General features: G+C 57.8%; 26 protein-coding genes. 17 read left to right on the top strand and 9 right to left on the bottom strand.

Going from position 1 to position 25953, the window contains the following annotated elements; genetic code table 11:
- Nucleotides 1–1086, top strand: coding sequence for an ornithine cyclodeaminase (locus E1297_RS34470; RefSeq protein WP_155146143.1), 1086 nt, complete (start codon nucleotides 1–3; stop codon nucleotides 1084–1086).
- Here E1297_RS34470 and pyrF read toward each other — a convergent pair.
- The gene (pyrF, locus tag E1297_RS34475) at nucleotides 1083–1805 is read right to left on the bottom strand and encodes an orotidine-5'-phosphate decarboxylase (RefSeq protein ID WP_155146145.1); all 723 of its coding nucleotides are present in this window, start codon (nucleotides 1803–1805) and stop codon (nucleotides 1083–1085) included. The genes E1297_RS34470 and pyrF overlap by 4 nt on opposite strands.
- Nucleotides 1806–1967: 162 nt before the next feature.
- Between pyrF and hisB the strand changes: the two genes are divergently transcribed.
- Genes hisB through coaA form a run of 8 tightly spaced genes read left to right on the top strand, consistent with a single transcriptional unit; the run spans nucleotide 1968 to nucleotide 6934 of the window.
- Entirely contained in the window at nucleotides 1968–2561 is a 594-nt protein-coding gene (gene hisB, locus E1297_RS34480) for an imidazoleglycerol-phosphate dehydratase HisB (protein ID WP_155146147.1), read from the top strand.
- Between the two features lie 10 nt (nucleotides 2562–2571).
- A complete protein-coding gene (locus E1297_RS34485; protein WP_155146148.1) occupies nucleotides 2572–3093 on the top strand; it encodes a DUF2628 domain-containing protein in 522 nt (173 codons plus the stop codon).
- Nucleotides 3090–3743 (top strand): imidazole glycerol phosphate synthase subunit HisH, encoded by a 654-nt coding sequence (gene hisH / locus E1297_RS34490; RefSeq protein WP_155146150.1) that lies wholly within the window; start codon nucleotides 3090–3092, stop codon nucleotides 3741–3743. The genes E1297_RS34485 and hisH overlap by 4 nt, the downstream gene beginning before the upstream one ends.
- Before the next feature lie 9 nt (nucleotides 3744–3752).
- Nucleotides 3753–4040, top strand: coding sequence for a DUF1330 domain-containing protein (locus tag E1297_RS34495; RefSeq protein ID WP_155146152.1), 288 nt, complete (start codon nucleotides 3753–3755; stop codon nucleotides 4038–4040).
- Nucleotides 4041–4044: 4 nt separating this feature from the next.
- Nucleotides 4045–4788: a 1-(5-phosphoribosyl)-5-[(5-phosphoribosylamino)methylideneamino]imidazole-4-carboxamide isomerase gene (hisA, locus tag E1297_RS34500; RefSeq protein ID WP_155146154.1), complete on the top strand. Its 744-nt coding sequence runs from the start codon at nucleotides 4045–4047 to the stop codon at nucleotides 4786–4788.
- Nucleotides 4785–5564 (top strand): imidazole glycerol phosphate synthase subunit HisF, encoded by a 780-nt coding sequence (hisF, locus tag E1297_RS34505; protein WP_155146156.1) that lies wholly within the window; start codon nucleotides 4785–4787, stop codon nucleotides 5562–5564. The genes hisA and hisF overlap by 4 nt, the downstream gene beginning before the upstream one ends.
- A gap of 40 nt (nucleotides 5565–5604) precedes the next feature.
- Complete coding sequence (locus E1297_RS34510; RefSeq protein ID WP_155146157.1) at nucleotides 5605–5928, top strand: phosphoribosyl-ATP diphosphatase; 324 nt, start codon at nucleotides 5605–5607, stop codon at nucleotides 5926–5928.
- A 40-nt stretch (nucleotides 5929–5968) separates the two neighbouring features.
- Nucleotides 5969–6934 carry a type I pantothenate kinase gene (gene coaA / locus E1297_RS34515; protein ID WP_155146160.1) on the top strand — a complete coding sequence of 322 codons (966 nt, stop codon included), beginning with the start codon at nucleotides 5969–5971 and terminating at the stop codon, nucleotides 6932–6934.
- Nucleotides 6935–7062: 128 nt separating this feature from the next.
- Here the strand turns inward: coaA and E1297_RS34520 are convergent, their stop codons facing one another.
- The 3 genes from E1297_RS34520 to E1297_RS34530 all read right to left on the bottom strand — a co-directional run bounded on the left by E1297_RS34520 (nucleotide 7063) and on the right by E1297_RS34530 (nucleotide 11039).
- Nucleotides 7063–8916 carry a hypothetical protein gene (locus E1297_RS34520; RefSeq protein WP_155146162.1) on the bottom strand — a complete coding sequence of 618 codons (1854 nt, stop codon included), beginning with the start codon at nucleotides 8914–8916 and terminating at the stop codon, nucleotides 7063–7065.
- Nucleotides 8917–9057: 141 nt separating this feature from the next.
- Complete coding sequence (locus tag E1297_RS34525) at nucleotides 9058–9615, bottom strand: ActR/PrrA/RegA family redox response regulator transcription factor (RefSeq protein WP_155146164.1); 558 nt, start codon at nucleotides 9613–9615, stop codon at nucleotides 9058–9060.
- An 83-nt stretch (nucleotides 9616–9698) separates the two neighbouring features.
- On the bottom strand, nucleotides 9699–11039 hold the full coding sequence (locus E1297_RS34530) for an ActS/PrrB/RegB family redox-sensitive histidine kinase (RefSeq protein WP_155146166.1): 1341 nt from the start codon (nucleotides 11037–11039) through the stop codon (nucleotides 9699–9701).
- Between the two features lie 179 nt (nucleotides 11040–11218).
- Here E1297_RS34530 and secB point away from each other — a divergent pair, with 179 nt between their 5' ends.
- Complete coding sequence (gene secB / locus E1297_RS34535) at nucleotides 11219–11716, top strand: protein-export chaperone SecB (RefSeq protein WP_155146168.1); 498 nt, start codon at nucleotides 11219–11221, stop codon at nucleotides 11714–11716.
- A gap of 62 nt (nucleotides 11717–11778) precedes the next feature.
- Here the strand turns inward: secB and E1297_RS34540 are convergent, their stop codons facing one another.
- Complete coding sequence (locus tag E1297_RS34540) at nucleotides 11779–12582, bottom strand: molybdopterin-synthase adenylyltransferase MoeB (RefSeq protein ID WP_155146170.1); 804 nt, start codon at nucleotides 12580–12582, stop codon at nucleotides 11779–11781.
- Between the two features lie 56 nt (nucleotides 12583–12638).
- Nucleotides 12639–13688, bottom strand: coding sequence for a heat-inducible transcriptional repressor HrcA (hrcA, locus tag E1297_RS34545; RefSeq protein WP_155146172.1), 1050 nt, complete (start codon nucleotides 13686–13688; stop codon nucleotides 12639–12641).
- Nucleotides 13689–13884: 196 nt separating this feature from the next.
- On the opposite strand from hrcA, the gene rph reads away from it, so the two are divergent.
- From rph to E1297_RS34575, 6 genes are all read left to right on the top strand, one after another.
- On the top strand, nucleotides 13885–14598 hold the full coding sequence (rph, locus tag E1297_RS34550; RefSeq protein ID WP_155146174.1) for a ribonuclease PH: 714 nt from the start codon (nucleotides 13885–13887) through the stop codon (nucleotides 14596–14598).
- Between the two features lie 15 nt (nucleotides 14599–14613).
- The gene (gene rdgB / locus E1297_RS34555) at nucleotides 14614–15252 is read left to right on the top strand and encodes an RdgB/HAM1 family non-canonical purine NTP pyrophosphatase (RefSeq protein ID WP_155146176.1); all 639 of its coding nucleotides are present in this window, start codon (nucleotides 14614–14616) and stop codon (nucleotides 15250–15252) included.
- On the top strand, nucleotides 15252–16421 hold the full coding sequence (gene hemW, locus E1297_RS34560) for a radical SAM family heme chaperone HemW (protein ID WP_196223470.1): 1170 nt from the start codon (nucleotides 15252–15254) through the stop codon (nucleotides 16419–16421). Before rdgB ends, hemW begins: the two co-directional genes overlap by 1 nt.
- A 237-nt stretch (nucleotides 16422–16658) precedes the next feature.
- On the top strand, nucleotides 16659–18248 hold the full coding sequence (phaZ, locus tag E1297_RS34565; protein ID WP_155146178.1) for a polyhydroxyalkanoate depolymerase: 1590 nt from the start codon (nucleotides 16659–16661) through the stop codon (nucleotides 18246–18248).
- A 160-nt stretch (nucleotides 18249–18408) separates the two neighbouring features.
- Nucleotides 18409–18825, top strand: a complete 417-nt coding sequence (locus E1297_RS34570; RefSeq protein ID WP_155146180.1) for a DUF2852 domain-containing protein — start codon at nucleotides 18409–18411, stop codon at nucleotides 18823–18825.
- 114 nt (nucleotides 18826–18939) lie between these two features.
- Entirely contained in the window at nucleotides 18940–19674 is a 735-nt protein-coding gene (locus tag E1297_RS34575; RefSeq protein WP_155146182.1) for a M48 family metallopeptidase, read from the top strand.
- A 28-nt stretch (nucleotides 19675–19702) separates the two neighbouring features.
- Here the strand turns inward: E1297_RS34575 and E1297_RS34580 are convergent, their stop codons facing one another.
- Complete coding sequence (locus E1297_RS34580) at nucleotides 19703–21949, bottom strand: transglycosylase domain-containing protein (RefSeq protein ID WP_155146184.1); 2247 nt, start codon at nucleotides 21947–21949, stop codon at nucleotides 19703–19705.
- 231 nt (nucleotides 21950–22180) lie between these two features.
- Between E1297_RS34580 and E1297_RS34585 the strand changes: the two genes are divergently transcribed.
- Nucleotides 22181–22489, top strand: a complete 309-nt coding sequence (locus E1297_RS34585) for a DUF1330 domain-containing protein (protein WP_155146186.1) — start codon at nucleotides 22181–22183, stop codon at nucleotides 22487–22489.
- Between the two features lie 48 nt (nucleotides 22490–22537).
- On the opposite strand, the gene E1297_RS34590 is transcribed toward E1297_RS34585, so the two are convergent.
- Both E1297_RS34590 and E1297_RS34595 read right to left on the bottom strand, forming a co-directional pair.
- Nucleotides 22538–23425, bottom strand: coding sequence for a GNAT family N-acetyltransferase (locus E1297_RS34590; RefSeq protein WP_244327990.1), 888 nt, complete (start codon nucleotides 23423–23425; stop codon nucleotides 22538–22540).
- A gap of 322 nt (nucleotides 23426–23747) precedes the next feature.
- Nucleotides 23748–25871, bottom strand: coding sequence for an ATP-binding protein (locus tag E1297_RS34595; protein WP_209016182.1), 2124 nt, complete (start codon nucleotides 25869–25871; stop codon nucleotides 23748–23750).
- Between the last annotated feature and the right edge of the window lie 82 nt (nucleotides 25872–25953).

A 25953-nucleotide genomic window follows, 5' to 3' on the forward strand; every position in this document is an offset into this window, starting at 1 on the left:
ATGAGCAATATCAAATATAATCCGGCCCCATCGGACCTCGCTTATGTGCCCTTTGTCAGCGTCGACAACATGATGAAGACCGTTCACGCCATCGGCGTGGAGGAATTCATGATGGGCATCGCGGCATACATTGAAGAAGACTTCCTGCGGTGGGAGAGTTTCGACAAGAAACCGCGCATTCCAGCCCATGCACCGCAGGGTGTGATCGAGCTGATGCCCACCAGTGATGGCAAGACCTTCGGGTTCAAATATGTGAACGGGCATCCCGAGAACACCAAGGACGGACGTCAGACCGTCACCGGGTTTGGCGTATTGTCCGATCTGGCAACCGGCTATCCGGTGCTGTTTACCGAAATGACGATCCTGACGGCGCTCCGGACCGCCGCCAATTCCGCGCTGGCTGCCAAATATCTTGCGCCGAAGGGTTCAAAGACAATGGCAATCATCGGGAACGGCGCCCAGTCCGATTTCCAGTGCCTTGCGTTCAAGGCAATGCTCGGGGTCGATCACATCCGTGCCTATGATATTGATCCGGATGCCAGCATTCGGCTTGCGCGAAATCTTGCGGGAACCGGGATCGACGTGACGATCTGCAAGACTGCGGAAGATGCGATCGAGGGCGCGCAGATCATCACCACGGTCACCGCCGACAAGAAATATGCGACGATCCTGACCGACAACATGGTTGGTCCCGGAGTGCACATCAATGCGGTGGGCGGCGACTGTCCGGGCAAGACCGAGCTGCACAAGGATATTCTCCTTCGCTCCGACATCTTCGTCGAATTCCCGGACCAGACCCATATCGAGGGGGAGTTCCAGCAGCTCGACCGCGATCATCCGGTCACCGAGCTTTGGGAAGTCTATTCCGGCAAGGCTCCGGGCCGGACGTCGGAAAACCAGATCACCCTGTTCGACAGCGTTGGCTTTGCGATTGAGGACTTTGCTGCGCTCCGGTATGTCCGTGATATTCTTCCCAAGACCGGATTTTTTGAAAAGCTGGACCTTCTGGCCGACCCAGATGATCCGCGCGATTTGTTCGGGATGGTTCTCAGGTCGGCCTCAAAAGACAACGGGGCTGCAGCCTAAAGAGCGCTTTCGATCTCCGAGACAATCCCGACAGCGGTTGCCCGGGGATCCTTTGCCTGATTGAGCGGGCGGCCGACGACCAGATAGTCGCTGCCCGCCTTGATCGCATCGGCCGGGGTCATGACCCGCTTCTGGTCCCCGGCGGCATGACCGGCAGGACGGATTCCCGGCGTGACCATCACCAGTTCGTCGCCAAGGACCGGCCGCATTCTCTGTGCCTCGGTTGCCGCACAGACGATACCGCCCAGCCCCGCCGCCTTGGCATCCCTCGCCCGCATTTCGACGGTATCGGCAAGTGGCCCCTTGTAACCGGCTGCAAGAAGATCCTGTTCGTCCATTGATGTCAGGACGGTTACGCCCAGAATGCAGAGCTTGTCCGGGCGGTCTTCGAGGGCTTTGAGAGCCGCCCGCATGGTCTTCGGATAGGCATGCACGGTCATGAAGGTCACCCCCATCTGGGCAACGTTCCTGACCGCGCGGGTGATGGTGTTGTCGATGTCGTGCAGTTTGACGTCCAGAAAGATCTTGTGTCCGTCGGCTGCCAGGTCGCGCGCCAGCTCCAGACCACCTGCAAACTGCAGCTCCATGCCGATCTTGTAAACGCCGACAGTGCCTTGCGTCTGTTTCACGAGATCTTCTGCTTCGCGTACGGTTGGGACATCCAGTCCCATCACCAGCCGGTCAATTGCAGATTGCGGACGGAAAGGACTGGTTGGCATGGCGGGTGGTCTCCAGACTGTGCAAAATCGGATCTCCTTACCACCACAGGTCGCCGTGAGCCAGAGCTTGGCTTGTGTCAAACCCTATTTCAATAACCATGACTGCCTGTTACAACAGCGCCGCTTCGCCGGGACAGGCCCGGTTGTCAAAGGGGATTAGGCATGCGCACAGGCTCCGTCGCGCGGAACACCAAGGAGACCCGGATTTCGGTCGAGATCAATCTCGATGGAACCGGCACTTACGACGTCAAAACCGGCGTCGGGTTTTTCGATCACATGCTGGAGCAGCTTGCACGACATTCTCTCATGGACATCAAGGTCCGTGCGGATGGCGATACCCATATCGACTTTCACCATACCGTTGAAGACACCGGCATTGCGCTTGGGCAGGCACTGCGCGACGCGCTCGGCGACATGGCTGGAATCACCCGTTATGCGGATACGCATCTGGCAATGGACGAGGCGCTGACCCGTTGCGCGCTGGACGTTTCGGGGCGCCCCTTTCTGGTGTGGGATGTGACCTTTGACCGTGACAAGGTCGGCGACTTCGACACCGAACTGTTTGAAGAGTTTTTCCGGGCTTTCACCATGAACGCAGGAATAACGCTTCATATTGCCAACCTGTATGGGTCAAACTGCCATCATATTGCGGAGACCTGTTTCAAGGCGGTGGCTAGAACGTTGCGCAAGGCAATCGAGCTGGATCCGCGGCAGGCGGGCCGGGTGCCGACCACCAAGGGTCAGCTCGGCGGGTGAGGATGAGACGATGACGACCTATTTCGTGATGGCGCCACCCGATGTGCGGACTCCGGTTGCGAGCGCGCATCAGGCCGACCGTCTCGTGTTTGTGCCGGACCGGTTTTCGGCGCTTGCCTTCGTGTTCTCTCTGATCTGGATCGTTTTGAACCGGATGTGGCTGGTTTTGCTGGCCTACTTGGTGATCACACTTGTTTTGGAGATTGCCGCATCCGGTATTGGCGGACTTGCACCTTCTATTGCTGCTGCGGCCGTCGCTCTGGCCTTTGGGTTCGAAGCGCATTCACTTAAACGGTGGTCTCTCGAACGCAAGGGGTGGAAGACCCTTGCCATGGTGTGCGGTGATGACCGGGAGGAAGCCGAACTCCGTTTTTTCAGGAACTTGGCCGACAGATCGTCCCAACCGGCCGCATCAACGACCGATACCGCTGATTTCAAACCGAACCAGACCACCCGCCCTGCAGGCATCGTGCCGCGTGTGGGGACCGAGCAAGTGGTCGGATTGACGCTTCGTCCGGAGCCGCGCAGATGACAATTGCAATTATCGATTACGGCTCGGGCAACCTGCGCTCGGCCGCCAAGGCGTTTGAACGCGCGGCCCGCGATCACGCCCACACGCCTGATGTAATCGTCACATCCGATCCGGACCGGGTTCGCAAGGCAGATCGGATCGTGCTTCCGGGCGTCGGGGCCTTTGCCGACTGCAAGCGCGGCTTATGGGCCGTTGACGGCATGCCCGACGCATTGGCCGAAGCGGTCAAAGGCGCCGGAAAGCCGTTCATGGGCATTTGCGTCGGCATGCAGCTGATGGCCAGCCGCGGGCTGGAGTTCGAGGCCATTGAGGGGCTGGGCTGGATCGACGGGGATGTCACCGCCATGCGGCCTTCAGATCCGATGCTCAAGATCCCACATATGGGCTGGAACACGATTGCGGTGAGTGACCCGGACCACTTTGTGCTGAAGGGGCTCGAGACCGGCCCGAACGGTCTTCACGCCTATTTTGTGCATTCCTATCACTTTGCTTGTGCTCGCGGGCAGGATCGTCTTGCCTCCTTCGATTATGCGGGCAGCTTTACCGCGATGGTGGCCAGGGACAACATGATCGGAACCCAGTTTCACCCGGAGAAGAGCCAGCGTCTCGGCCTTGGCCTGATTGCGAATTTCCTCGACTGGACGCCATAGGAGCGGGCGATGAAAAAGGGCTACTGGATCGCGCATGTCGATGTGACTGATCCTGAAAACTATCCTAAATATCTGGCCGCCGGTGCTGCGGCATACGAGAAGTACGACGCAAATTTTCTGGTGCGCGGTGGCGAATGTACCGGGCCGGAGGGGCCTATTCGTTCGCGCCATGTCGTGGTCGAGTTCGAAAGCTATCAAAAAGCGCTCGATTGCTATCACTCTCCGGAGTATCAGGCTGCGGCCAAGTTGCGTCAGAAATACGCCAAGTCCGACGTGATCATCGTCGAGGGAACCTAACAGAATGATCCTTTTTCCTGCCATCGACCTCAAGGATGGTCAGTGTGTTCGCCTGAAGCTCGGCGACATGAATGAAGCAACCGTCTTCAATGATGACCCTGGCGCTCAGGCGAGGGCTTTTGAGGATCAGGGCTTCGAGTGGCTTCACGTGGTGGATCTGAACGGCGCTTTTGCCGGTGAGAGTGTCAATGGTTCAGCCGTTGATGCAATTCTGCGAGCGACCTCAAATCCGGTCCAGCTTGGCGGCGGTATCCGGACGCTTGAGCATATCGAGACTTGGCTGTCCAAGGGCATTGCCCGGGTAATCCTCGGAACGGTCGCGGTTCGCGATCCGGATCTTGTGCGCGAAGCCTGCCGGGCGTTCCCGGGCAAGGTCGCTGTCGGAATTGACGCCAAAGGCGGCAAGGTCGCCGTGGAAGGCTGGGCAGAAACCTCGGAGTTGACCGCAGTCGATTTGGCAAAACGCTTCGAGGATGCCGGTGTTTCGGCCATTATCTACACTGATATTGATCGGGATGGTGTCCTGAAGGGCCTCAATGTCCCCTCTACGCTCGAACTGGCGCATGCTGTTTCGATCCCTGTGATCGCATCCGGCGGTTTGGCCTCGATCGAGGACATCCGCCGCCTGCTTGAGCCAGATTGCCGGATTCTGGAGGGTGCCATTTCGGGCCGGGCACTTTATGATGGCCGCCTCGATCCGAAAGAAGCGATGCAGTTGATCCTGGCATCCAGAAAGGTCACGTCATGACCCTGAAAGCCCGTATCATCCCTTGCCTGGATGTGAAGGATGGCCGTGTCGTCAAGGGCGTCAACTTTGTTGATCTGGTGGATGCCGGTGATCCGGTGGAAGCCGCCAAGGCTTATGATGTGGCCGGTGCCGACGAGTTGTGCTTTCTCGACATTACCGCCAGCCATGAAGGCCGGGACACGATTTTCGATGTCGTGCGCCGGACCGCCGAGGCATGTTTCATGCCTGTGACGGTTGGCGGTGGTGTCCGCTCCGTCGAGGACATTCGGAAGCTCCTGATTGCGGGTGCGGACAAGGTGTCGATCAACACGGCGGCGGTGAAGAACCCGGACTTCGTGCGCGAGGCTGCCGAGAAATTCGGAGCCCAGTGCATTGTGGTGTCCATTGATGCCAAGCAGGTAAATGCGCCGGGAGAACCGGACAGGTTCGAAATCTTCACCCATGGCGGTCGCGAGGCCACAGGGATTGACGCGGTCGACTTCGCCAGAAAGGTCGTGGATCTGGGCGCGGGCGAATTGCTGGTCACATCCATGGACCGGGACGGTACGAAATCCGGATACAACATCGCCCTGACCCGTGCGATTGCCGACGCGGTTCCCGTTCCGGTGATTGCGTCCGGTGGTGTCGGGACGCTGGAGCATCTGGTGGAAGGTGTTCGCGATGGCCATGCGACTGCTGTGCTCGCTGCATCGATCTTTCATTTTGGTGAATACACCATTCATGAAGCAAAATCCTTTATGAATGAGGCCGGTGTTCCCATGCGAATGGACGCCTGATCTGTGAATTTACGTATTCCCATGGGGAAGCACTAGACCAATGACCGATTTTACTTTGGCAGATCTGGACGCCATTATCGCTGCGCGTTCGGCGGGGGACGCCGAACAATCCTATACCCGCAAATTGTTGGGAAAAGGCATTGAGAAATGCGCGCAAAAGCTTGGTGAAGAAGCCGTTGAAGCCGCGATTGCAGCGGTCAAACGGGATCGGCAGGAGCTGACATCGGAAGCCGCCGATGTGCTCTATCATTTGCTGGTTGTCCTGAAGGCTGGAAATGTGCCGCTTCAGGATGTCATGACGGTACTCGAGCAACGAACCGGGCAATCCGGGCTTGAGGAGAAGGCCTCACGGCCTGCAGACTAGGCTCTGCCTGCAGGGTCTCACAGCGGGGTTTGCGCTGGATATGGATCAGAAAGTGCCAATCAGCCGGGACATGGATCTGTCTCCCTACCGGGTATTTACCGAAAGGGAGTGGGCCCATCTGCGTGCAGACACGCCCATGACCCTGACCGGATCGGAAGTCGCTCAGCTTCAGGGCCTGAACGACCCCATGTCGATCGAGCAGGTCGAAAAAATCTACCTGCCGCTCTCTAGGCTGCTCGCCTATTACGCCGAAGCGACCTTGGGCCTTTATCAGGCGACACAGACCTTCTTGGGCATCAATGACAGCAAGACGCCGTTCATTATCGGTGTTGCGGGATCTGTGTCGGTTGGTAAGTCCACCACCGCGCGTGTCTTGCGGGCACTTCTGGCGCGCTGGCCGGCAAGCCCGAAGGTTGATCTGGTCACGACCGATGGCTTCTTGTACCCGAACGCGGTTCTGGAAGCCGAGGGCCTGATGCAGAAAAAGGGTTTTCCGGAGAGTTTCGACCGCCCACGCCTGCTCAAGTTCCTGTCGGACATCAAGGCCGGTAAACGCCATGTGCGCGCACCGGTCTACTCGCACTTCTACTATGATGTGATGCCGGGTCATACAGTCGCCATCGACAGGCCGGACATTTTGATTGTCGAAGGCTTGAATGTCCTGCAAACCCGCGAGTTACCGAAGGACGGCAATGCGGTGCCTTTCGTCTCGGATTTCTTCGATTTCTCGGTCTACATTGATGCCACTGAGGAACTGTTGCTCAGTTGGTATGTGGAGCGGTTTTTGCGCCTGCGCGAGACCGCATTCCGGGATCCGAGCTCCTATTTCCATAAGTATTCCCGGATTTCGGACACGGAGGCGGTCGAAACCGCACACCGGATCTGGAGTGAAATCAACCTCGTCAACCTTCGGGAGAACATTATCCCGACCCGACCGCGTGCCGATCTGATCCTGACGAAGGACGAAAGCCATCGCATTGCCAAGGTAGCACTCCGGAAAATCTGAATACGTCCAGCGGCGTTGCGAGGCTTGTTTGCTTTCTGGATGTGCCTGAATGCGGTTGATCAGCCGGAATACAAAAATAGCCCCGAACAATGCCAGTTCGGGGCTATTTTTCATTCGGGCAACCAAAATCAGCGTTTGGCGCAGAAAACGTCCCTTTGTCCTGGACGGGACCAGGTTGCGTTCTGCAGGTGCCCCTTCAGCATATAGCCCTGCCCAGCGTAGTTGAAGCTGCCTTCGCCACCCTGCCGGGTGAGCGTAAAAACGCCATACCCCATCTCCGCAACGGTCGCAGTGCGCCCGTCCGGTGAAAACCGGACATTGAGATCTACACCCGCCGTGCAAAGGTAGTCGGCAACTCTACCCGCTGCACCCGGTCTCGCAAGACTGGCAGGCTGATTTAAAGAACCGCCAATATTGGCCGGTGGTATCGGGCCGGGGGCGATTGGCCGCCCGGGCTGAGTTCCATAGGGGGCGTGTGGCGGAAAATTGCCTTGGGGCTGCACCGGACCGCTGACAGAAGCCGGGCCGGTCAGATAGACTTCGCGATAGGGCGTTCTCGAAACGTAGATGCCCCGGCACTGGCCATTCGCGCCGCGCACCAGCCATGCATGGCCGTTAAAGGTCTGCTGCTCCAGAATTTGACCGGGCATCAGGCGCGCATAGTGCCGCTCATTGCCGTTATAGTCGATCCAGTAGACACTTACGGGGGTCTGTCCGGTGTTCCGGAAGACAATCTGGCCGGGCGCATTGGCTCCCTGCGGGGAGCGAACACGGCCCAATTCGTTGCAGCTCAGATCCGCTCCGGGTTCGGTGTCCGGATACCCGCCAATCGGGTTGTCCGAAATGATCTGTTGGGCTTGCGAGCAGACAGTCATGAATCGTTTCACTGGCGACGCACTGCCTTTCAGGGAGACCTGATAGGGAGGCAGTCCCTGGACCTCGACTGTGATTTCCCTTTGCCGGACCAACTCCTGCCAGAGCGGATCGCTCATCGGCAATGTGATTTGCGGATAGGATTGGCCGGTCTGGTTGTTCATGGGCGATCCGACCGCGTCATAGGTTCGGCTGAAGTCCGCGGCCGAGATTCTGACCGGATGGGACACCCCGTCGCGCACATTCCGGTTGGTTTGGCTGAAGACAACGGTCGCGTCACCCGATTGGGTCCGGCAATATGCCCTGAAGTCCGTATCGTTGGTTCCCGGCACGCCATGAATGAGCTGGGACAGATCGCCTGGTCCGGTTCCGGTCTCGGCGTGCCAGGTCCGGTCACCAGACGGAGAGATGGTTACTTCGCCGGCGGCTGCCGCAGACCCGGCAGATTGCCGGGCAAGGCTTTCCTGGACGATGGAAGGCAGATCGGACGGTGCCGCGATCGGGTCCCGGGCCGGTTCCAGCGGTTTCAGCAAAGTGTCGCTCCCGGATGTTTGGTTGGCGTCGCTTTGCCGCTGTTGGCCGGTCGTGTTTTCGGAAGGCTGTGGTGATGAAGACTGTTGTTGTGGCTGCGAAGGTTGCGCGGTGATGACCGGCGCGCTTTCTGGTGCAGGCTCGCGCGACGGGGCAACAGGCCCTGTTGTTCCGCCGACAACTCGCGATGCCGAAACGGACGCGCCACCGCTCTTCACATCGACAACAACGGTGTCCCCGGTACAGATATCGGCATCACGATGGAGCACGCGGCTGTTTTCCAAAGTGATTTCCAGCGTAACCGTACAGTCTGGCAGACCCGGGGCGCTTCCGATCGTGTCGATGACGACCCCCTCGTCGTCCCGGCTGATGATTGGCTTGTATTTCTTGTCAATGAGAACCGACCGGATGCCGGGCTTTGCCGGTTCCAGATTGATCCTCAGGTTTTCAGGTGCCGTCTGCGCTGCTGCGGTCATCAAGGGTGCCGCAAAAAACAATGCTGTTGCGGCCAAAATCGAAGCGGTTTTCGTGTGACGGGTGCGTCCGGAATTCCGGATGCCGTCGGGCAAACGCCGCATGGGCTGTCTCCAGGTGACATTGTTCGGTCTGGCCAGTGCCTGCCGATACTTAGTCAAAATGGCAAGCTGAGGGCAAGGTGTGTGCAACCGATCTGTCATGGTTGCACATTCCTTTCATGCGCTCAAACAGCGGAGTGCTTCCTAGCGGGGCGCGCGTTTGGCGAGTATCCGTTGCAAGGTTCTGCGATGCATGTTGAGGCGCCGGGCCGTTTCGGAGACGTTCCGGTCGCAGAGTTCATAAACGCGCTGAATATGTTCCCAGCGGACGCGGTCCGCCGACATCGGGTTTTCCGGCGGGTCGGCCCTGTCTTCCGGCTTGCGTTCCAAAGCCGCGATGATGTCATCGGGGTCGGCCGGTTTCGACAGGTAATCAATGGCCCCGAGCTTTACGGCAGTAACAGCCGTCGCAATGTTGCCGTAGCCGGTCAGGATAATTGCCCGTGCATCCGGACGCCGCTGATGCAACGCTTCGATGACGTCCAGGCCGTTTCCGTCTTCAAGGCGCATGTCGACAATTGCATAGGTTGGCGCCTTGGCGGAGATCTTGGCGACAGCCTCCCGCAAACCGTCAGCTGTTTCGGTGATGTACCCTCGCTTTTCCATGGCGCGGGCGAGGCGCTGTTGAAACGGCTTGTCGTCGTCAACAATCAGAAGACTCTTTTCTTCAGATGGAACGGGCTCTGCCGGGGCACCACTCATTTTGAACATCCTATTCCTGCCGCATCTGCACGGGTCAGGTTGATACACTTCAACCCAGCGTGCAGGTCAAGCTTGTCTATTCCCTACATCTTATGGTGCGCAAATGGCTTGGCGTCCATAGAACCGGTGGATTCAATTGCGGATCTAGGCCACGTCACCCGAATGAGGGCGCCATGTGTCGGCGGCGGACGGTTTTCCAGATAGAGTTTGGCGCCTGTGCGCTCCAGAAGCGTTTTGGCTATGAAAAAGCCGAGCCCGAGCCCACTGTCTTCATCGCGGCTGTTGGATTTGCGCCCCCGGGCCGAAACATACGGATCGCCAAGTCTCGCAAGCACCTCGGGCGCGAACCCGTTACCGTCATCCCGGATTGTAATGGCTACGGTTTCATCATCCCAGCTGGCCGATACATCAACCGTTTCGGATGCGAAATCAACAGCGTTCTCCAGGATGTTCCCAAGCCCGTAACGGATCGCCGCATTGCGCGATCCGACTGGCTCCATTCCCTGTCCCGACGCGGAAATGTTCAAGCTGATCCCGAAACCGCGATGGGGGGCAACAACGTCTTCCAGAAGCTGGGATACCGGCATGCGCTGGTATGTTGTGTCCTCGTCGCTCGAAAGAGACGTCAGTTGTCTCAGGATGTTGCGGCATCGTTCAGCTTGCGAGCGGATCAAGGCGACATCCTCGCCCCGGAGGTCGCCTTTCTCGAACTCGTCTGACAGTTCCTTGGCAACCAGATAGATGGTCGCAAGTGGGGTGCCGAGTTCGTGCGCTGCAGCCGTCGCCAGTCCATCCAGCGCATTCAGGTGCTGTTCCCGTGCAAGCACCAATTCGGTTGCAGCCAGTGCATCTGCGAGCTGCCGGGCTTCCTCGGCGACCCGGAACGCGTAAGTGGCCATAAAGCCGAGGGTCGTCACAAGGGCAATCCAGAAACCCACGGAATAGATCAGCGGCAGTGAGAAAACTTCGCCATTTGGCCACGGCAGTGGCAGATGCAGTATTGCAAGCAGACTGGCACAAAGTGTTGCCAGAACGCCCAGAATGATCGTTTGCATCGCCGAAAGCGCGGTAGCGGAAACCATCACCGGAGCGATCAGGAGCACAGAGAATGGATTGCCGAGCCCTCCTGTGAGAAACAAAAGTCCACTCATCTGCAGGATATCGTATGCCAGTTGAAGTGTGGCCGCGCTTTCCGAAAGGCGCGTGGAAGAAGGCCATCGGATCTTGAGAAAGACGTTGAGCCAGGCCGAGAGCGCAACCAGCGAAAACGCGAGGCCGGCCGGAAGCGCGTAACCAAATCCGATATAGACGACCAGGAGAGCGGCCGTCTGACCGCCGACGGCAAGCCAGCGCAGCCGGACAAGTGTGTCCAGCTTCAGGCGCCTATGGGGAAATCGTATGTGAGCGGCAAGTTGATCAGGCATAGGGCCTTTGTGGAGCGCTTTCCGAGCCTTGGCAAGCATTGTGCCTTGTGCGCCGCTTATCGAAATGGTAGCCACTCCGCCGGAAAGCTGTGCGGTAGCCGCGGACCGCCTGCTCGATCCGGGATCATGAGAGTGGTCTTGAGATATCCTGTCAGAACCGCGAAACGGAATGAGACAAGATGACCGATACGAATGACAGCGGCGCTACGCCGCAGGCGGAAGCAGGTGCTGCTCCGGGCATGCACATCCTTGGCCAGTACATCAAGGACCTGTCATTTGAAAATCCGAACGCACCGCGTTCCCTGCAGCAGGGGGAACAGCCGAAGCTCGACATCAACGTGAATGTCGGCGCACAGCAAATGGGTGAAGATCAGTTCGAGGTTTCCTTGACCCTGACCGCAAAGGCAGAGCGTCCGGACATGGTCATGTTCAATGTGGAACTGGTCTATGCCGGTCTGTTCAAGGTCACGGGCGTTCCGAAGGAGCACATGCACCCGTTCGTCATGATCGAATGCCCGCGCATGATCTTCCCGTTTGCGCGCAACATTTTGGCGGAAGCATCGCGCAACGGTGGCTTCCCGCCGCTGCTTCTCGATCCGATCGACTTCGCCAATCTCTACCGGCAGAACATGCAACGGCAGGCGGAAGCTCAAAAGGCAGCTGAAATGCCGAACTGATCGGCTCATGCTGACGATTTTCAAGCCGCAGCACGCGAGTGCTGCGGCTATTTTTTTGGGTATCAGGACGCTTCGAGCATTTCGCTCCAGGTTTTGCGATCACTGCCGTTGAGCGGATTGTTTTCAGAATGCCGGTAGCGAATGGTTTCCATCCGGAAGGCCTTGGCATCAAACAGCATCAGCCGGCCGACAAGACTGTCGCCTGTCCCGGTAAGTTCCTTGATTACTTCCATCGCCTGCATTGTTCCCAGAATGCCAGTCAGTGCCCCCAGAACGCCTGCCTCGGTGCAGGTCGGCACGAGGCCGGCTTTGGGTTTTTCGGGAAAAATGCACCGGTATGTCGGATTGGGCTGGCCATCAGCCCCTGTCTCGAACGGCTTAAGTGTGGTGATCGTGCCGTCGAACTGGCCGACGGCAGCCGTGACCAGGGTCTTCCCGGCGTAGTAGCAGGCATCCGAGGTCAGATAGCGCGTGTCGAAGTTGTCGGAGCCGTCAACCACCAGATCGTAACTGGAAACCAGTGCCATGACATTGTGCCCGGCAAGCCGCTGTGGATGAGGCTCAACGGCCACGTTGGGGTTCAGGCGGGCGATTGATTCGGCGGCACTTGCGACTTTGGGCTCTCCAAGATGATCAGTGTCATGGATGACCTGCCTTTGAAGGTTCGACAGGGACACGGTATCGTCGTCGACGATACCGAGTGTGCCGACACCGGCCGCAGCCAGATACTGAAGCACCGGCGCGCCTAGCCCGCCCGCACCGATCACCAGCACCCGGGCATTCTTGAGTTTTTGCTGGCCCGGCCCGCCGATGTCCTTCATGACAATGTGGCGGGCATAACGTTCTAGTTCGGCAGGAGAAAGCATGGTTCTTGAGATACCTCTGGGATTTTCGGCCTGTTTAGCGGATTGGTGATGCCGGTCTACCCCAATATCCGGCTGACCAGGCGCGCCGTGTAGTCGACCATCGGAATGACCCTTGCGTAATTGAGGCGCGTTGGCCCGATGACCCCGAGAACGCCGACTATCCGTTGGCTGCTGTCACGGTAAGGCGAGACCACGAGTGAGGATCCGGAAAGGGAAAACAGATTGTTTTCCGAGCCGATGAAGATCCGGACACCGTCTCCCTTCTCCGCAAGGCCTAAAAGCTGAATGAGTTCGCGCTTGCTTTCCAGATCGTCAAACAGCAGGCGGATGCGTTCGAGGTCCTCTACAGCTTCAAGATCGGTCAGCAGATTTGAACGTCCCCTGACGATCAGGGTGCCGGGATCGGTCTGGGTATCGCCGGCCCACAGTGCAAGCCCGGCATCCACAACCCTTTTGCTGAGTTCATCCAGTTCGGCCTGATCGGCATCGCGGACTTTTTCAAGTTGGCTGCGGACGTCGGCAATGGTCCGGCCCTGCAGATTGGAATTGAGATAGTTGGAGGCTTCCACAAGGGCCGAGGATGGCAGGTCCGAAGGCAGATCGATGATGCGGTTTTCCACCGTTCCATCCTCACTGACCAGAACCACAAGAGCCTTGAGTGGTTCGATGCGGACGAACTCGATGTGTTTGAGGCGCATGTCCGACTTGTGGGTCAGGACCACCCCTGCCCCCATGGAAAGCCCGGATAACATCTGGCTGGCTTCAGTCAGGACCTGTTCGGTCGAATTTGCCTTTTGGGAGGCTTTGACCTGGACATCAATATGGCTTCGTTCTTCCTGGGACAGATCGCCAACCTCCAGAAGAGCGTCGACGAAGAACCTCAGTCCGATTTCCGTAGGCAGGCGTCCGGCGCTGGTATGGGGCGCATGCAACAGACCCATATGTTCCAGATCGGCCATGACATTGCGGACCGAAGCCGGAGACAGGGAAATTCCAAGACTGCGGGAGACATTTCGTGATCCCACAGGTTCACCGGTTTCAAGATAGGTCTCGACGATCGAGCGAAAAATCTCCCGAGACCGTTTGTCGAGGTCGCTCAAGCTCAACCTTGCACTCCATTCCTGCCAGTCGGTCAACCATATGGGGAGCCGACGATCATTTTGATGGTTTCAGCTCATGATATAGGCGCAAAACCGGTCAAAGAAGCAAGCGGCCCTTTACGGGCTTCCGTCTCCGGCGCTAAAAGGCGCGGCAGAAGCTGAGGCATGTCGCCAACCGCATATCACGACGAGGGGAACCTTGATGCGCCCGTCCAAACGCGCCGCCGACGAATTGCGCGCTGTCACTCTAGAGCGGAATGTGTCCAAGCATGCCGAAGGCTCGTGCCTCGTCAAGTTTGGCGACACCCACGTTTTATGCACGGCAAGTCTCGAAGAGCGCGTCCCGCCCTGGCTTCGTGGTCAGCAGCGCGGCTGGGTAACGGCCGAATACGGCATGTTGCCGCGTGCAACCGGCGACCGGATGCGGCGTGAAGCAAGCGCGGGCAAGCAATCCGGCCGGACCCAGGAAATCCAGCGGCTGATCGGCCGGTCTCTGCGCGCTATCGTCGACCTGGAAGCTCTGGGCGAAGTCCAGATCTCGGTTGATTGTGACGTGATACAGGCCGATGGCGGCACACGAACCGCCGCGATCACCGGTGCGTGGGTTGCGCTGAACGACTGCATCGAATGGATGAAAGCCCGGGACATGGTCAAGGATGGCGTCCTGAAGGACCACATCGCGGCGATCTCTTGTGGTATCCATGACGGAACCCCGGTGCTGGATCTCGACTATGCCGAAGACAGCACGGCGGAAACCGATGCGAACTTCGTCATGACCGGGTCGGGCGGAATTGTGGAAATCCAGGGAACCGCCGAAGGGGCGCCCTTCTCCGAAGAGGAGTTCGGGCAGTTGATGGGTTTGGCGAAGAAGGGGATCACCCGGCTCGTCGATCTGCAAAAAATGGCGATCCTCTGAGTTTCGGAGCTGAAAATGGACGAACGTAAGCTGGAACCGGGGCGTCTGGTCGTGGCGAGCCACAACAAGGGCAAGATCCGCGAAATCAACGAGCTTCTGGCCCCCTATGGCTTTGATGTCGTGTCGGCCGGTGAGCTTGATCTCCCGGAGCCGGAGGAAACCGGCGATTCGTTCGAAGCCAATGCCGAATTGAAGGCAGTTGCGGCGGCCCAGGCTGCCGGATTGCCTGCGCTTGCAGATGACAGTGGCTTTTGTGTCGAGGCACTCGAAGGTCAGCCGGGCATCTATTCCGCACGTTGGGCGGGGCCGGACAAGGACTTTACCATGGCCATGCGCACTATCGAGGAAAAACTGCAAGCCAAGGGTGCGGTCGATCCGGACCAGCGCCGTGCGTCATTCGTTGCAGTCTTGTGTCTTGCCTGGCCCGATGGCGGGAAAGCGTTTTTCCGGGGTGAAGTGCATGGTGAGGTTGTGTGGCCTCCACGCGGTACAAAGGGCTTTGGCTACGACCCGCTGTTCCGTCCCGAAGGACATGCTGTGACCTTCGGTGAAATGGAATCGCAGGAAAAACATGGCTGGTCCCGGACCACACCGGCACTCTCTCATCGCGCAAGGGCGTTCGAAAAATTTTCGAAGGCCTGCCTGGAGGATTGATGACAGCCATGGGCGGGGATCACCCCGAAGGTGGATTCGGCGTTTATGTTCACTGGCCTTTCTGCGCGGCCAAATGCCCTTACTGCGATTTCAATTCCCATGTCCGGCACCAGCCGGTGGATCAGGAGCGCTTTGCCGCTGCCTTTGAACGGGAGCTTTCGCATTTCGCCGATCTGACCGGAAAAAGGGTGGTGGATTCCATCTTTCTCGGAGGTGGGACCCCGTCGTTGATGGCGCCTTCAACGGTCGAGCGGGTTCTTGACAAGATCGCGGCACTTTGGCCGTTGAGCGATGACATCGAAATTTCTTTGGAAGCCAATCCTTCCAGTGTCGAGGCAGAACGGTTCAAGGGCTACAGGCAGGCCGGCGTGAACCGCGTTTCCCTCGGGGTGCAGTCACTCAACAATCACGATCTGAAACTTCTTGGCAGGCTTCATGATGCGGACACCGCCCTGAAGGCAATCGAAACCGCCCGCGCGACCTTTCCGCGCCTGTCATTCGATCTGATTTACGCCCGCCCGGGGCAAACGCTTGAAAACTGGCGGCAGGAACTGGAGCAGGCGATTGACCTTGCTGCGGACCATTTGTCGCTCTACCAGCTGACCATTGAGGAAGGCACGCCGTTTTTTGCGCTTCACAAGGCCGGCAAGCTTGTTGTACCGGACCCGGATCTGGGGGCTGCTTTCTATGAGCTGACGCAGGATGTGACCTCTGTCCGTGGTCTGGCGAATTACGAAGTTTCCAACCATGCGCGTGCGGGCGCCGAGTGCCGCCACAATCTGGTCTACTGGCGATACGGCGACTATGTCGGGAGCGGGCCGGGCGCCCATGGCCGGTTGACTGCCGGGGGGCGGCGGCTTGCAACCGCGGTCGAGCGGCACCCTGAAACCTGGCTGAATCAGGTCGAAGCCCGTGGCCACGGCATGATCGAGGAAGTCGGGCTTGGCGCAGAAGAACAGGGTGATGAATATCTGCTGATGGGATTACGGCTGCAGGAGGGCGTGGACCTTGCCCGCTATGAGAAACTGGCACGGCGTCAGGTTGATCAACGCCGGCTAAAGATGCTCCTTGACGAAGGAATGGTTGAGGAACTCGGGGAAAACCGCGTCCGGGCAACGCGAAACGGTTTTTTTGTTCTCGACGCGGTTGTTGCTGATCTGGCGGCATAATTCAGTTCGGATTTTGCCTCACCCTTTAATACCTTTCTGATTCTTCTGGTTAATTTGCTGAATCACGGCCAATTCAGGTCCAGTATAAAGTGATTGAACTCACTTCAGGATAAGGAAATCTCTGCTGGCTTCTAGAAAAAAGCCGTATTGCAGCCTAAATGAGCTTTATCCTACTCTGTTGCGATGCAAAAGTAATAGACTGGCTGACCACAGGGGTCAGGTCGCAAGGAGACAAACTTGCCCTATTATCATCTTTACGAGTTGAATCATGCGGCCATGGGCCCGCTGCGTGCTGCCGCCGATATGACTCGCCTCTACTTCCAAAATCCGTTCAATCCTCTGAGCCATACCGAATACGGGCGCTCGGTCGCCGCGGGTTGTGAGGTTCTGGAACGGATGACCCGCCGGTATGGCAAACCGGAATTCGGTCTCTCTGAAACGACCGTCGGTGGCGTGAAGGTTCCGGTACGCGAGAACATTGTCTGGAGCCGCCCGTTCTGTGATCTGATTCACTTTGAGCGCGGTGCATCGGGAAAAAAGGATCCCAAGATCCTCGTGGTTGCACCGATGTCGGGGCACTACGCGACCCTGTTGCGTGGTACGGTCGAAACCCTGCTGCCGAAGGCCGATGTCTACATCACGGACTGGATCGACGCCCGTATGGTGCCGCTCGCGGACGGGCGCTTCGATCTCGATGATTACATCGACTACCTGATCTCGATCCTGCACTTTCTCGGTCCGGACACACACATTCTGGGCGTCTGCCAGCCTTCTGTGCCTGTGCTGGCTGCTGTGGCGGTCATGGAAGCCCGGGACGACCCTTATGTCCCTGCGACGATGACGCTGATGGGCGGGCCGATCGATACCCGGGTCGCGCCTACGGCAGTAAACGATCTTGCAATGTCCAAGGGCATCCAGTGGTTTGAGCAAAACGTGATCATGAAGGTGCCCTTCCCGCATCCCGGTGTCATGCGGGATGTGTATCCGGGCTTTCTTCAGTTGTCAGGGTTCATGAGCATGAACCTTGACCGTCACGTTTCGGCTCATCGTGAATTCTTCCAGCATCTGGTCGAAGGCGACGGCGACAGCGCAGAAAAGCACCGGGAGTTCTATGACGAGTATCTCGCTGTCATGGACCTCAGCGCGGAATTCTATTTGCAGACAGTCGAAACCGTATTCGTGGAGCATTCCTTGCCGAAAGGCGAGATGATGCATCGTGATACCCTTGTCGATTGTTCGGCGATCCGCCGTACCGCACTTCTGACTGTCGAAGGCGAAAAAGACGATATCACTGGCCGGGGTCAGACCCGTGCGGCGCATGACCTTTGCACGCGGCTTCCCGATGCGATGAAGGTCCACTATGAACAGCCGAGTGTCGGGCACTATGGTGTGTTCAATGGCTCCAGATGGCGGGCTGAAATTGCACCGCGTGTGCTGGATTTCATGCGATCGAACCCGACAAGCGGAAAGGACAAGTCGACAGTTGCAAAGGTAGCGTCGGCTGCAAAAAAACTGGTGACGCGCAACGGGGCAAAGGCTTCTGCGCCCAAGGCCCCAAAGGAGCTTGCAGAGGGAAAGACCGATCCGCTGGCGGAAATCCTGTTGGCCAGTCCGCGTGGGGTTGCCGATGATCTGAAAGCGATCAGTGGGATCGGCCCGAAACTGGAATCGGCGCTGAACACGGCAGGCATTTTCCATTACTGGCAAATAGCGGCCCTGACAGACAAGCAGATCGAGGCTCTTGACAGTAAACTGGATTTTCGGGGCCGCATGGAGCGGGAAAACTGGATCGAGCAAGCAAAAACTCTATCTGAATCAGTAAGTTAACGCTTGTTAAACGAATTCCGCATCGTAAAACCCTCGCCAATTCAGGCGGGGGTTTTTTATTTACAAGGGTTTTCAAGCTTGATTATTGACGATCAAAACTTGAAGCTTGGCGAAAAGCTCCCCATTTCAGGATTGTTAAAGATCTGTAATGGATGGGACGATGACGACCAACAGTTGCACAATCAAGCCTGCGTGGACGCCGTTGACGACTGGCCTGATGATCCTTGGTTTTGTGGCGTTCTGGCCACTGGGCCTCGCCATGCTGGCCTATATCTTGTGGGGTGACCGGTTTCACTCGATGGCTCGTGACGCCAGGGATCAATGGCGGGGAAGTCCGTTCAAGGGAGCAGTGGATCAGATGGCAAAAGGTCATGCCTATGCCCGCACGGGCAATGTTGCTTTCGATGACTACCGGGAGCGTGAGTTGAAGCGCCTGGAAGAGGAACGCGCCAAGCTGGATGCCATGCGGGCCGAGTTTGACGATTTTCTAACGGAGTTGCGCCGGGCACGGGATCAGGAAGAGTTCGACCGCTTCATGGCGGACCGCGGGCGCGGTCCCGCGTCAAACGCTGGCTGAATTCCGTCAAAATCGGTTTCCCGACCGAAAGCGGCGCTATCAAAGCGCCGTTTTCGTCGTTTATACACTGGTGAACGGCCAGAGTTGATTCGGCCAGTCAAGACGGGTTTCCTGATGCTTCTGCGTGCGCGCAAACAACCTTTGCCGGATGTGATCCGGGTGTCCCATCGGGGGCAGCAGTTTGAAATCCGCGTCAAGCCCAACAACAGGGCGAAAAACTATCACCTGCGTGTTCCCCCGGACATGTCCGGCCCCGTGCTGACGGTACCGAAAGGCGGAACCTTGGCGCGCGCCCAGGACTTTGCCGAACGGTATGCTGGCTGGTTGTTCGAGCGGCTGTCCAGACGCCCGGATCGGGTCCCGCTCGGACCAGGCGATAGTGTACCGTTGCGTGGTGTCGATCATGTGATCGTCGCGACCGGAACCCTGCGGGGGCTGGTTACGACAGGCGGAACCGGAGCCAACCCTGAAATTCGGGTTCCGGGCCTTGAGGAGCATGTTCCGCGAAAAGTCATGACCTGGCTGAAGGCACGGGCCAAGGAAGAACTTACAGCGGCCTGCATGCACCATGCCGAGCGTGTCGGCAAGAAGGTCGAGGGCATTGCGGTCCGGGATACCACCAGCCGCTGGGGGTCGTGTTCGACATCCGGACGGTTATCGTTTTCCTGGCGCTTGATACTCGCGCCTCCCGAAATCCTGGATTATGTCGCCGCCCATGAAGTCGCGCATCTTGTCGAGATGAACCACTCCAAACGGTTTTGGGATCTCTGTGAAACTCTTGCGCCGCAAACGCCGACGGCCAGATACTGGCTCAGGGATCACGGTGTCCTGCTGCATTCCTACGGATAGCTCCCTCATTATCCATGAAGCGGTGGTATCAGGTGCCGCCGTTGCCAAATATGTTCCGCAGGAGCCTCATTGGTCCGGCATTTTCGTTGGCAGGGAGCGGCGGCACGATTTCACGGCCCGACCCTGAGCTGGCTGTTGCCGGTGATCGGGTCTTTGGAACTGCGTTCGCGATTGGTACGCTCGGGGTGCCCGGAAGCCGGGCGGCAGGAAGCTCCTTATGGGCGGCATCCATGGCTTCTTTCCAGACAACTGCCGGAAGCGTCCCGCCGCTCGCTTTTTTGGTCGGTGAATTGTTGTCGTTTCCGAGCCAGACAGCGGTCGTCAGCTGGCTCGTGTAGCCGATGAACCAGGCATCACGGAAATCCTGGCTCGTGCCGGTTTTACCTCCGGCGGGGCGGCCGTCTGCCAGTTTTGCCGTCTTGCCGGTTCCCCTCAGCAGTGTTTCCGCCATCATCAGGTTCATGTTCCCGACATTTGTCCGCGACACCACGCGGCCAAGGCCGTCACCGTTTCTGGAATAAAGAACCTTGCCGTCGACGGTGCGGATCCTGCGGATGATGTGGGGCATGACGCCATAGCCGCCATTTGAGAACGGCACGTAGGCACCTGCAATCTCCAGCGGCGTTACTTCCGAGGTTCCAAGGGCAATGGAGAGCGTTGGGCTGAGGTCCGATTTGATACCGAGGCGCTGTGCGGTTCTGACAACCGTTTTCGGGCCGACTTCATGGGTAAGACTTGCGGCCACCGTATTCAGCGACATTGCCAGGCTTTGTGTCAGGGTCACAGGGCCGTAGTGCTGCTTGGTATAGTTTCTTGGTGACCAGCCATTCAGTGTTATGGGTTGATCCTGACGAATGGTGTTCGGTGTCAGGCCGTTTTCGAGGGCTGCCAGATACACAAACGGCTTGAAGGCCGAACCGGGTTGACGTTCGGCATATGCAGCGCGGTTGAACTGGGTCCGGCCATAGTCCGATCCGCCGACCATGGCTTTGATTGCCCCGGCAGTGTCGAGAGTGACGATTGCGCCCTGATAAACGTTTTTCTCAACCCGGTTTTCACGCAGGGTTTTGCGGAGTGCTGCTTCGGCAGACCGCTGGATGTCCATGTCAATGGTCGTATCCACGATGACATCGCTATCAAGTGCGCCGACATAGCGCGGCAACACGTCGACGACATAGTCGGCTGCGTAGTTCTCGCTCCCGGAGATATAGCGGGCCACGACCTGGGCCGGTGCGGCGAGTGCGTTCTTGGCTTCGTCTTCCGTAATGAAGCCCTCGTCATTCATGGCAGTGAGAACAAGCTGTGCCCGTTCTTCGGCCAGGTCCGGATTGCGTGCCGGGGAATAGCGCGAGGGTGCCTTTAAAAGCCCTGCCAGGGTTGCGGCTTCGGCGATGGTGACGAGCCTGGCAGACTTGCCATAGTACCGGCGGGAAGCCGCATCCACACCATAAGCGCCAGAACCGAGATAGACCCTGTTGAGGTACATCTCGAGGATCGCGTCCTTGGAGTAGTGGGTTTCCAGCCAGATCGCGAGAACCACTTCCTGCATCTTGCGCTTGATCGTCCGGTCAGGTTCGAGAAACAGGTTTTTCGCAAGCTGCTGGGTAAGCGTGGAGCCGCCCTGAACCAGTGTTCCGGCAGTCATGTTCACGTAAAAGGCCCGGGTCAGACCGATCAGATCAATGCCGAAATGAGATCGAAACCGCCGGTCTTCGATGGCAATGACCGCATTGGGCAGATATGGCGGGAGTTGTTCCAGCCGCACCGCTTCTCCACCGGTTTCGCCACGGTTCGCGATCAGCTGACCGCTTGACGAGACGATTTTGACATTGGGTGGCCGCGCGGGCACCTCCCATTCGGATGTTGGTGGAAGATAAGCCGCGTAGTAGATTACAACGCCAAGTGCAAAAAGACCGGCCCAAATACCGAGGACCGCGCCCCAGTAAAGGGCCCCCTTTAACACCGAACCCAGAATTTTGCCAACTGGCCTGCGCGTCCGTTTTGGTGTTGCTGACCGCCGGGCCGCGCCCGAACGGCCACCGGTCCCGCCAGTTTTTCTCGCGACCGCTTTTTTCCGTTTGGGAGCCGGTTTCTTGGCAGTAGCGGGCTTTTGTGCGGAAGCAGGCTTCTGCGGAGTTCCGGATTTGCGCTTTTTTGCCGGGGGCTTCGGCGTACCTGACCGGTCTTGCTGCGTCGGCCGCAGATCAAGCTTGCTGGCGTTGCTGCCCCCTATTCGCGGCTCAATCCGCCTTGGGCGGCGTGCCTTCCCAGTCATTTCAAGCGCATGTCCCGTCTTTCCATCCGTGTTTACGGATAGATTCCGGTAACCATAAATTGCGGCAGATTAAGAGCACGTTAAGGGAAAATGCCAGCTTCAAAAGCCTTCGAACCTGAGGCAAGTTTTGGATTGCAACGAATGGTCATTTCTCCGGAAAGAACCTTGCGCTGCAGCTGCGCTCAAGTCGCATTTGTTTGGAGGAAGGTCTCGTTTTTAAGGGTCGAAAACATGCCCAAAGCTTATTGGATTGCCCGCGTCAATGTCGATGATCCCGATCAATACAAGGTCTATATGGCCGCCTCCGCGCCCGTATTCACCAAGTATAAAGCGAAGTTTATTGTGCGGGGGGGAGAATTCACGGAACTCGAAGGGGCCAGCAAGTACCGGAACATCGTGCTCGAGTTCAAGGACCGCGCAACCGCTCTGGAGTGCTTCAATTCACCTGAATACCAGGCGGCAAGAGCGCTGAGGCTGCCGGTCTCAGATGCCGATATCATCATGATCGAAGGATATGAGGGACCGCAACCCGGAGATTAGAGTAACGGGTTGCGGGTTTTGTATATGCTTTGCCGGACTTGGCACTGCTTAGCTCGAATACCGGCTTGCGTCCGCTCCGTAATAATTCACATAGCGTGAATTGAGAGCGGAAACCGGCAGGATGATGAGAACATCCGTTGTGCCGAACTGGTGGTCGATTACGGCCCCGTCTCCAATGTAGGCCCCGAGCCTGAGGTACCCCTTTATCAAGGGCGGCAGCGACCGCAGGGCTTCCTTGGCATTCAGTTCTTGAGGTGCGATCCGGTCCATTTTGACAAACAGTTCCGGCAGTGCGCTGACCCGCCACTCTTCCGGCGCAAGGGCATTCGCGTGCAGGAAGGAAAGTTGTGTTGCCAGTGTGTCGGGATTTGTGCCCGGAATGGAGGCGCAACCAATCATGACATCGATATTGTGCATCAGGATGTAGGACCAGATGCCGTGCCACAACAATTCGACCGTGCGCTTGTTTCTGTAGGGCTTCAACACACAGGAACGGCCCAATTCGACAAACTTCTTATCGGGGTTCGCCGTGATCAGCGGCTGGATATTGTATTCCCCGGCGGTGTAAAAACCGTCATGGCGGTTCGCAACATCCTGGCGAAGCAATCGATAGGTGCCAACGATTTCCGGCTTCAATCGGCCAAGCTTGTTGCGTTTGAGACTGGAATGATCAATCACCAGCATATGGTCGCAGATCGTGTCGAACGGATCGATATCCCTCTGCGTGGCCAGGGTGTGGGCATCGGCAATGGCCGACATCTCCTGATAAAACACCTGATACCGCAGCCTTTGGGCCTTCTTGATTTCCTTGAAATTCCGGGCCAGCCGCACTTCAAGCGGGCCGATCCGGCCCAAACTGTGTCTGGCGCTTGCAGGCCCGTGTTCCGGGTCGGCGTTAGCTGCACGTCCCGCTGTAAGTGGAAATGGACGCGCCATCGGCGCGAATTTCCTGACCAAATTCCTCGGCGAAAACATCCCCGACCGCATCATCAGCATCCGGCCCCTATATCGTTTGTTGTCTCATGGTCTCGAACGGACCATGAGTCTTGATCTATCGTGCCTTTTTCTGTTTGCCATGACAAGGCAAGCCGACGGCCCGAAGCATTGCACCAGCCCTGCCCTAAAACATAGTTTTCCAACATCTGAATGACATCGGGAAGATGACGCATACTGCGGGGAAATTTCCGAATCATTTCAAATGTGACATGTGCGCCCGTCAATCATGGCCGATTTTCCGCAAGCGCGCACTTCGTGGGGACTAGCCGGCGGCCTTTTGGATTGACACGAGGGCCTGATGAAGAGCGTTCGCTGTCAGCGGCTTGGTAATGTACCCTGCTGCCCCGGCGGCTTCCGCCTGCATGCGGGCTTCCTGCATGACATCAGCGGTCACGATCAGGATCGGTACGGGATCGCGGCCGAGCCGGGTTTCAATCTGCCGGATTTGACGGATCGCCTCGACGCCGTCAACGCCCGGCATGTGCAAGTCCATCAAGATGGCATCAAACCTGGTTTGTGCCGCTGCGGACACGGCACTGCTGCCGTCAATGACCATGGTTGGGTCATGTCCGAGTTTGAGCAACAGCGCTTCGCTCAAAATGCGGTTGACGTCGTTGTCTTCTGCAACAAGCAACTTGAGAGGCGTCGAGGATATGGCCGGGATTCTGGGGGCCTCCGGAAAATGGTCTGCCTCAAGCGCTTCATCATCCCATCCCGAGGTCCGGCTACGGGTATCCAGCACCCGGTTCATGACCCGCATCAGCGTTTCCGACCTGACGGGCTTGATCAGATAGGCCGCGAACCCCGTTTTGCGCATGCGGTCCAACTGGTCCCTATCCGATGGGGTAACCAATACGATGGCAGGAGAGCGTTCGTTGCTTGCCCGGACCTGCTCCAGCCAACAGGTGTTTTGAGAGATGGTGCCGCTGTCAATCAGCATGGCATCGAAGCGATCGGAGATGTCCTTCGGTACGGCTGTGTCCGGCTCCATCAAGTTGACTTCAGCACCCGTGTCTCGTAGCTGCTCCGCAAGCAGCGGGTTTTCGATGCGGCTGCCGCCGACAAGCAGAAATCGTTTTCCGGAAATGCTGGTTCCGGTCTCTGCGCGGGTCAATTCCTCGGGGATCGGCAGGGTGACTCGAAATACCGCGCCTTCCTGACGAACGGAAGTTTCGGCTGTTATGGTTCCCCCCATCAAGCGCACAAGCCTTTGGGCAATTGCCAAGCCGAGACCTGTACCACTGTATTTTCTGGCGGTGCCGTGATCGAACTGCTCAAATTCCACAAACAGCCGGTCTGCCTGTTCCGCATCAAATCCGATGCCGGTATCGCGCACCGTGATCACAAGGCTGGTGCTGCCGGAAGTCCCGGTTTCACCACTGATCTCAATGGCAACGCCACCTTCATCGGTAAACTTGATGCCGTTTCCGGCAAGATTGAACAGGATTTGCCGGAGACGCATGGCGTCTACGGTCACCAACTCCGGAACAATCGGGGCAACATAGGTCCCGATCTCGAGGCCCTTCGCATGGGCTTTGGGCGCAAGCAGCTCGGCAACAGATTCAATCAGGGCGACCAGATGCGTCGGCTTGCTCTGAATTTCCAGCTTGCCCGCTTCGACCTTGGAAAAGTCGAGCACTTCGTCGATCAACAACAACAGTGTTTCGCCCGAGGTTTCGAGCGCTTCGATATAAGCCGCTTGTTCCTTTGTCAGGCGCGTGTCACGAAGGAGCGTGGTCATACCCAGGATACCGTTGAGAGGCGTGCGGATTTCGTGACTGACTGTTGCCAAAAAACGGGATTTGGCTGCACTGGAGCTTTCTGCCGTCTGGCGGGCGGCTAAGAGCTGTTCTTCGATTGCACGGCGATCGGTGACATCGCGCAGCACGGTCTGCACCAATGGCTGGTCGGTGACCGCATCCCGGACACTGACATCAAGGCGGGAGAACCAACGCGGGCCGCGAGCGGTTTCAAGGCGAATGTCGCCAAAGCTGATGTTCTTGTGTTCTCCGGAAGACCGGGCCTCTTCGTTGCCGTGGGATGCCGGTGACATATCGGCAAGCGGAAGTGCAAATGCTTCGCCAATAGCTATTCGGTTTTTTGTGCCGAGCGTCTCATGAGCTGCCGCGTTGGCGTAGACAAGGGTTCCGCTGGCATCGCGGCGAAGAATGATATCTCCGAGGCTTGCCAGAATTCCGGCATTGCGTTCGTCTGATTCCCTCAGTTCCCAAGTGCGGTCTTCAAGATCTTCGCACCGCCTTTTGAGTGTGATCAGGTCGTCATCGGAGGCAGAGCTGGCCCTGCCGAATATTTTGAAACCAACCGGGTTGAGGCTCCATAGAAACACTCCGCCTGCCAGAAATGCCAAACCGAGAGCGTACGGCATGGCAGCTGGCGTGATTTCGATTAACCAGAACAGCCCAATGAAGACCAACAGACAAGCGCCAGTACATGTGCGGAGAAGGACC

The organism is Roseibium sp. RKSG952 (assembly GCF_009711355.1).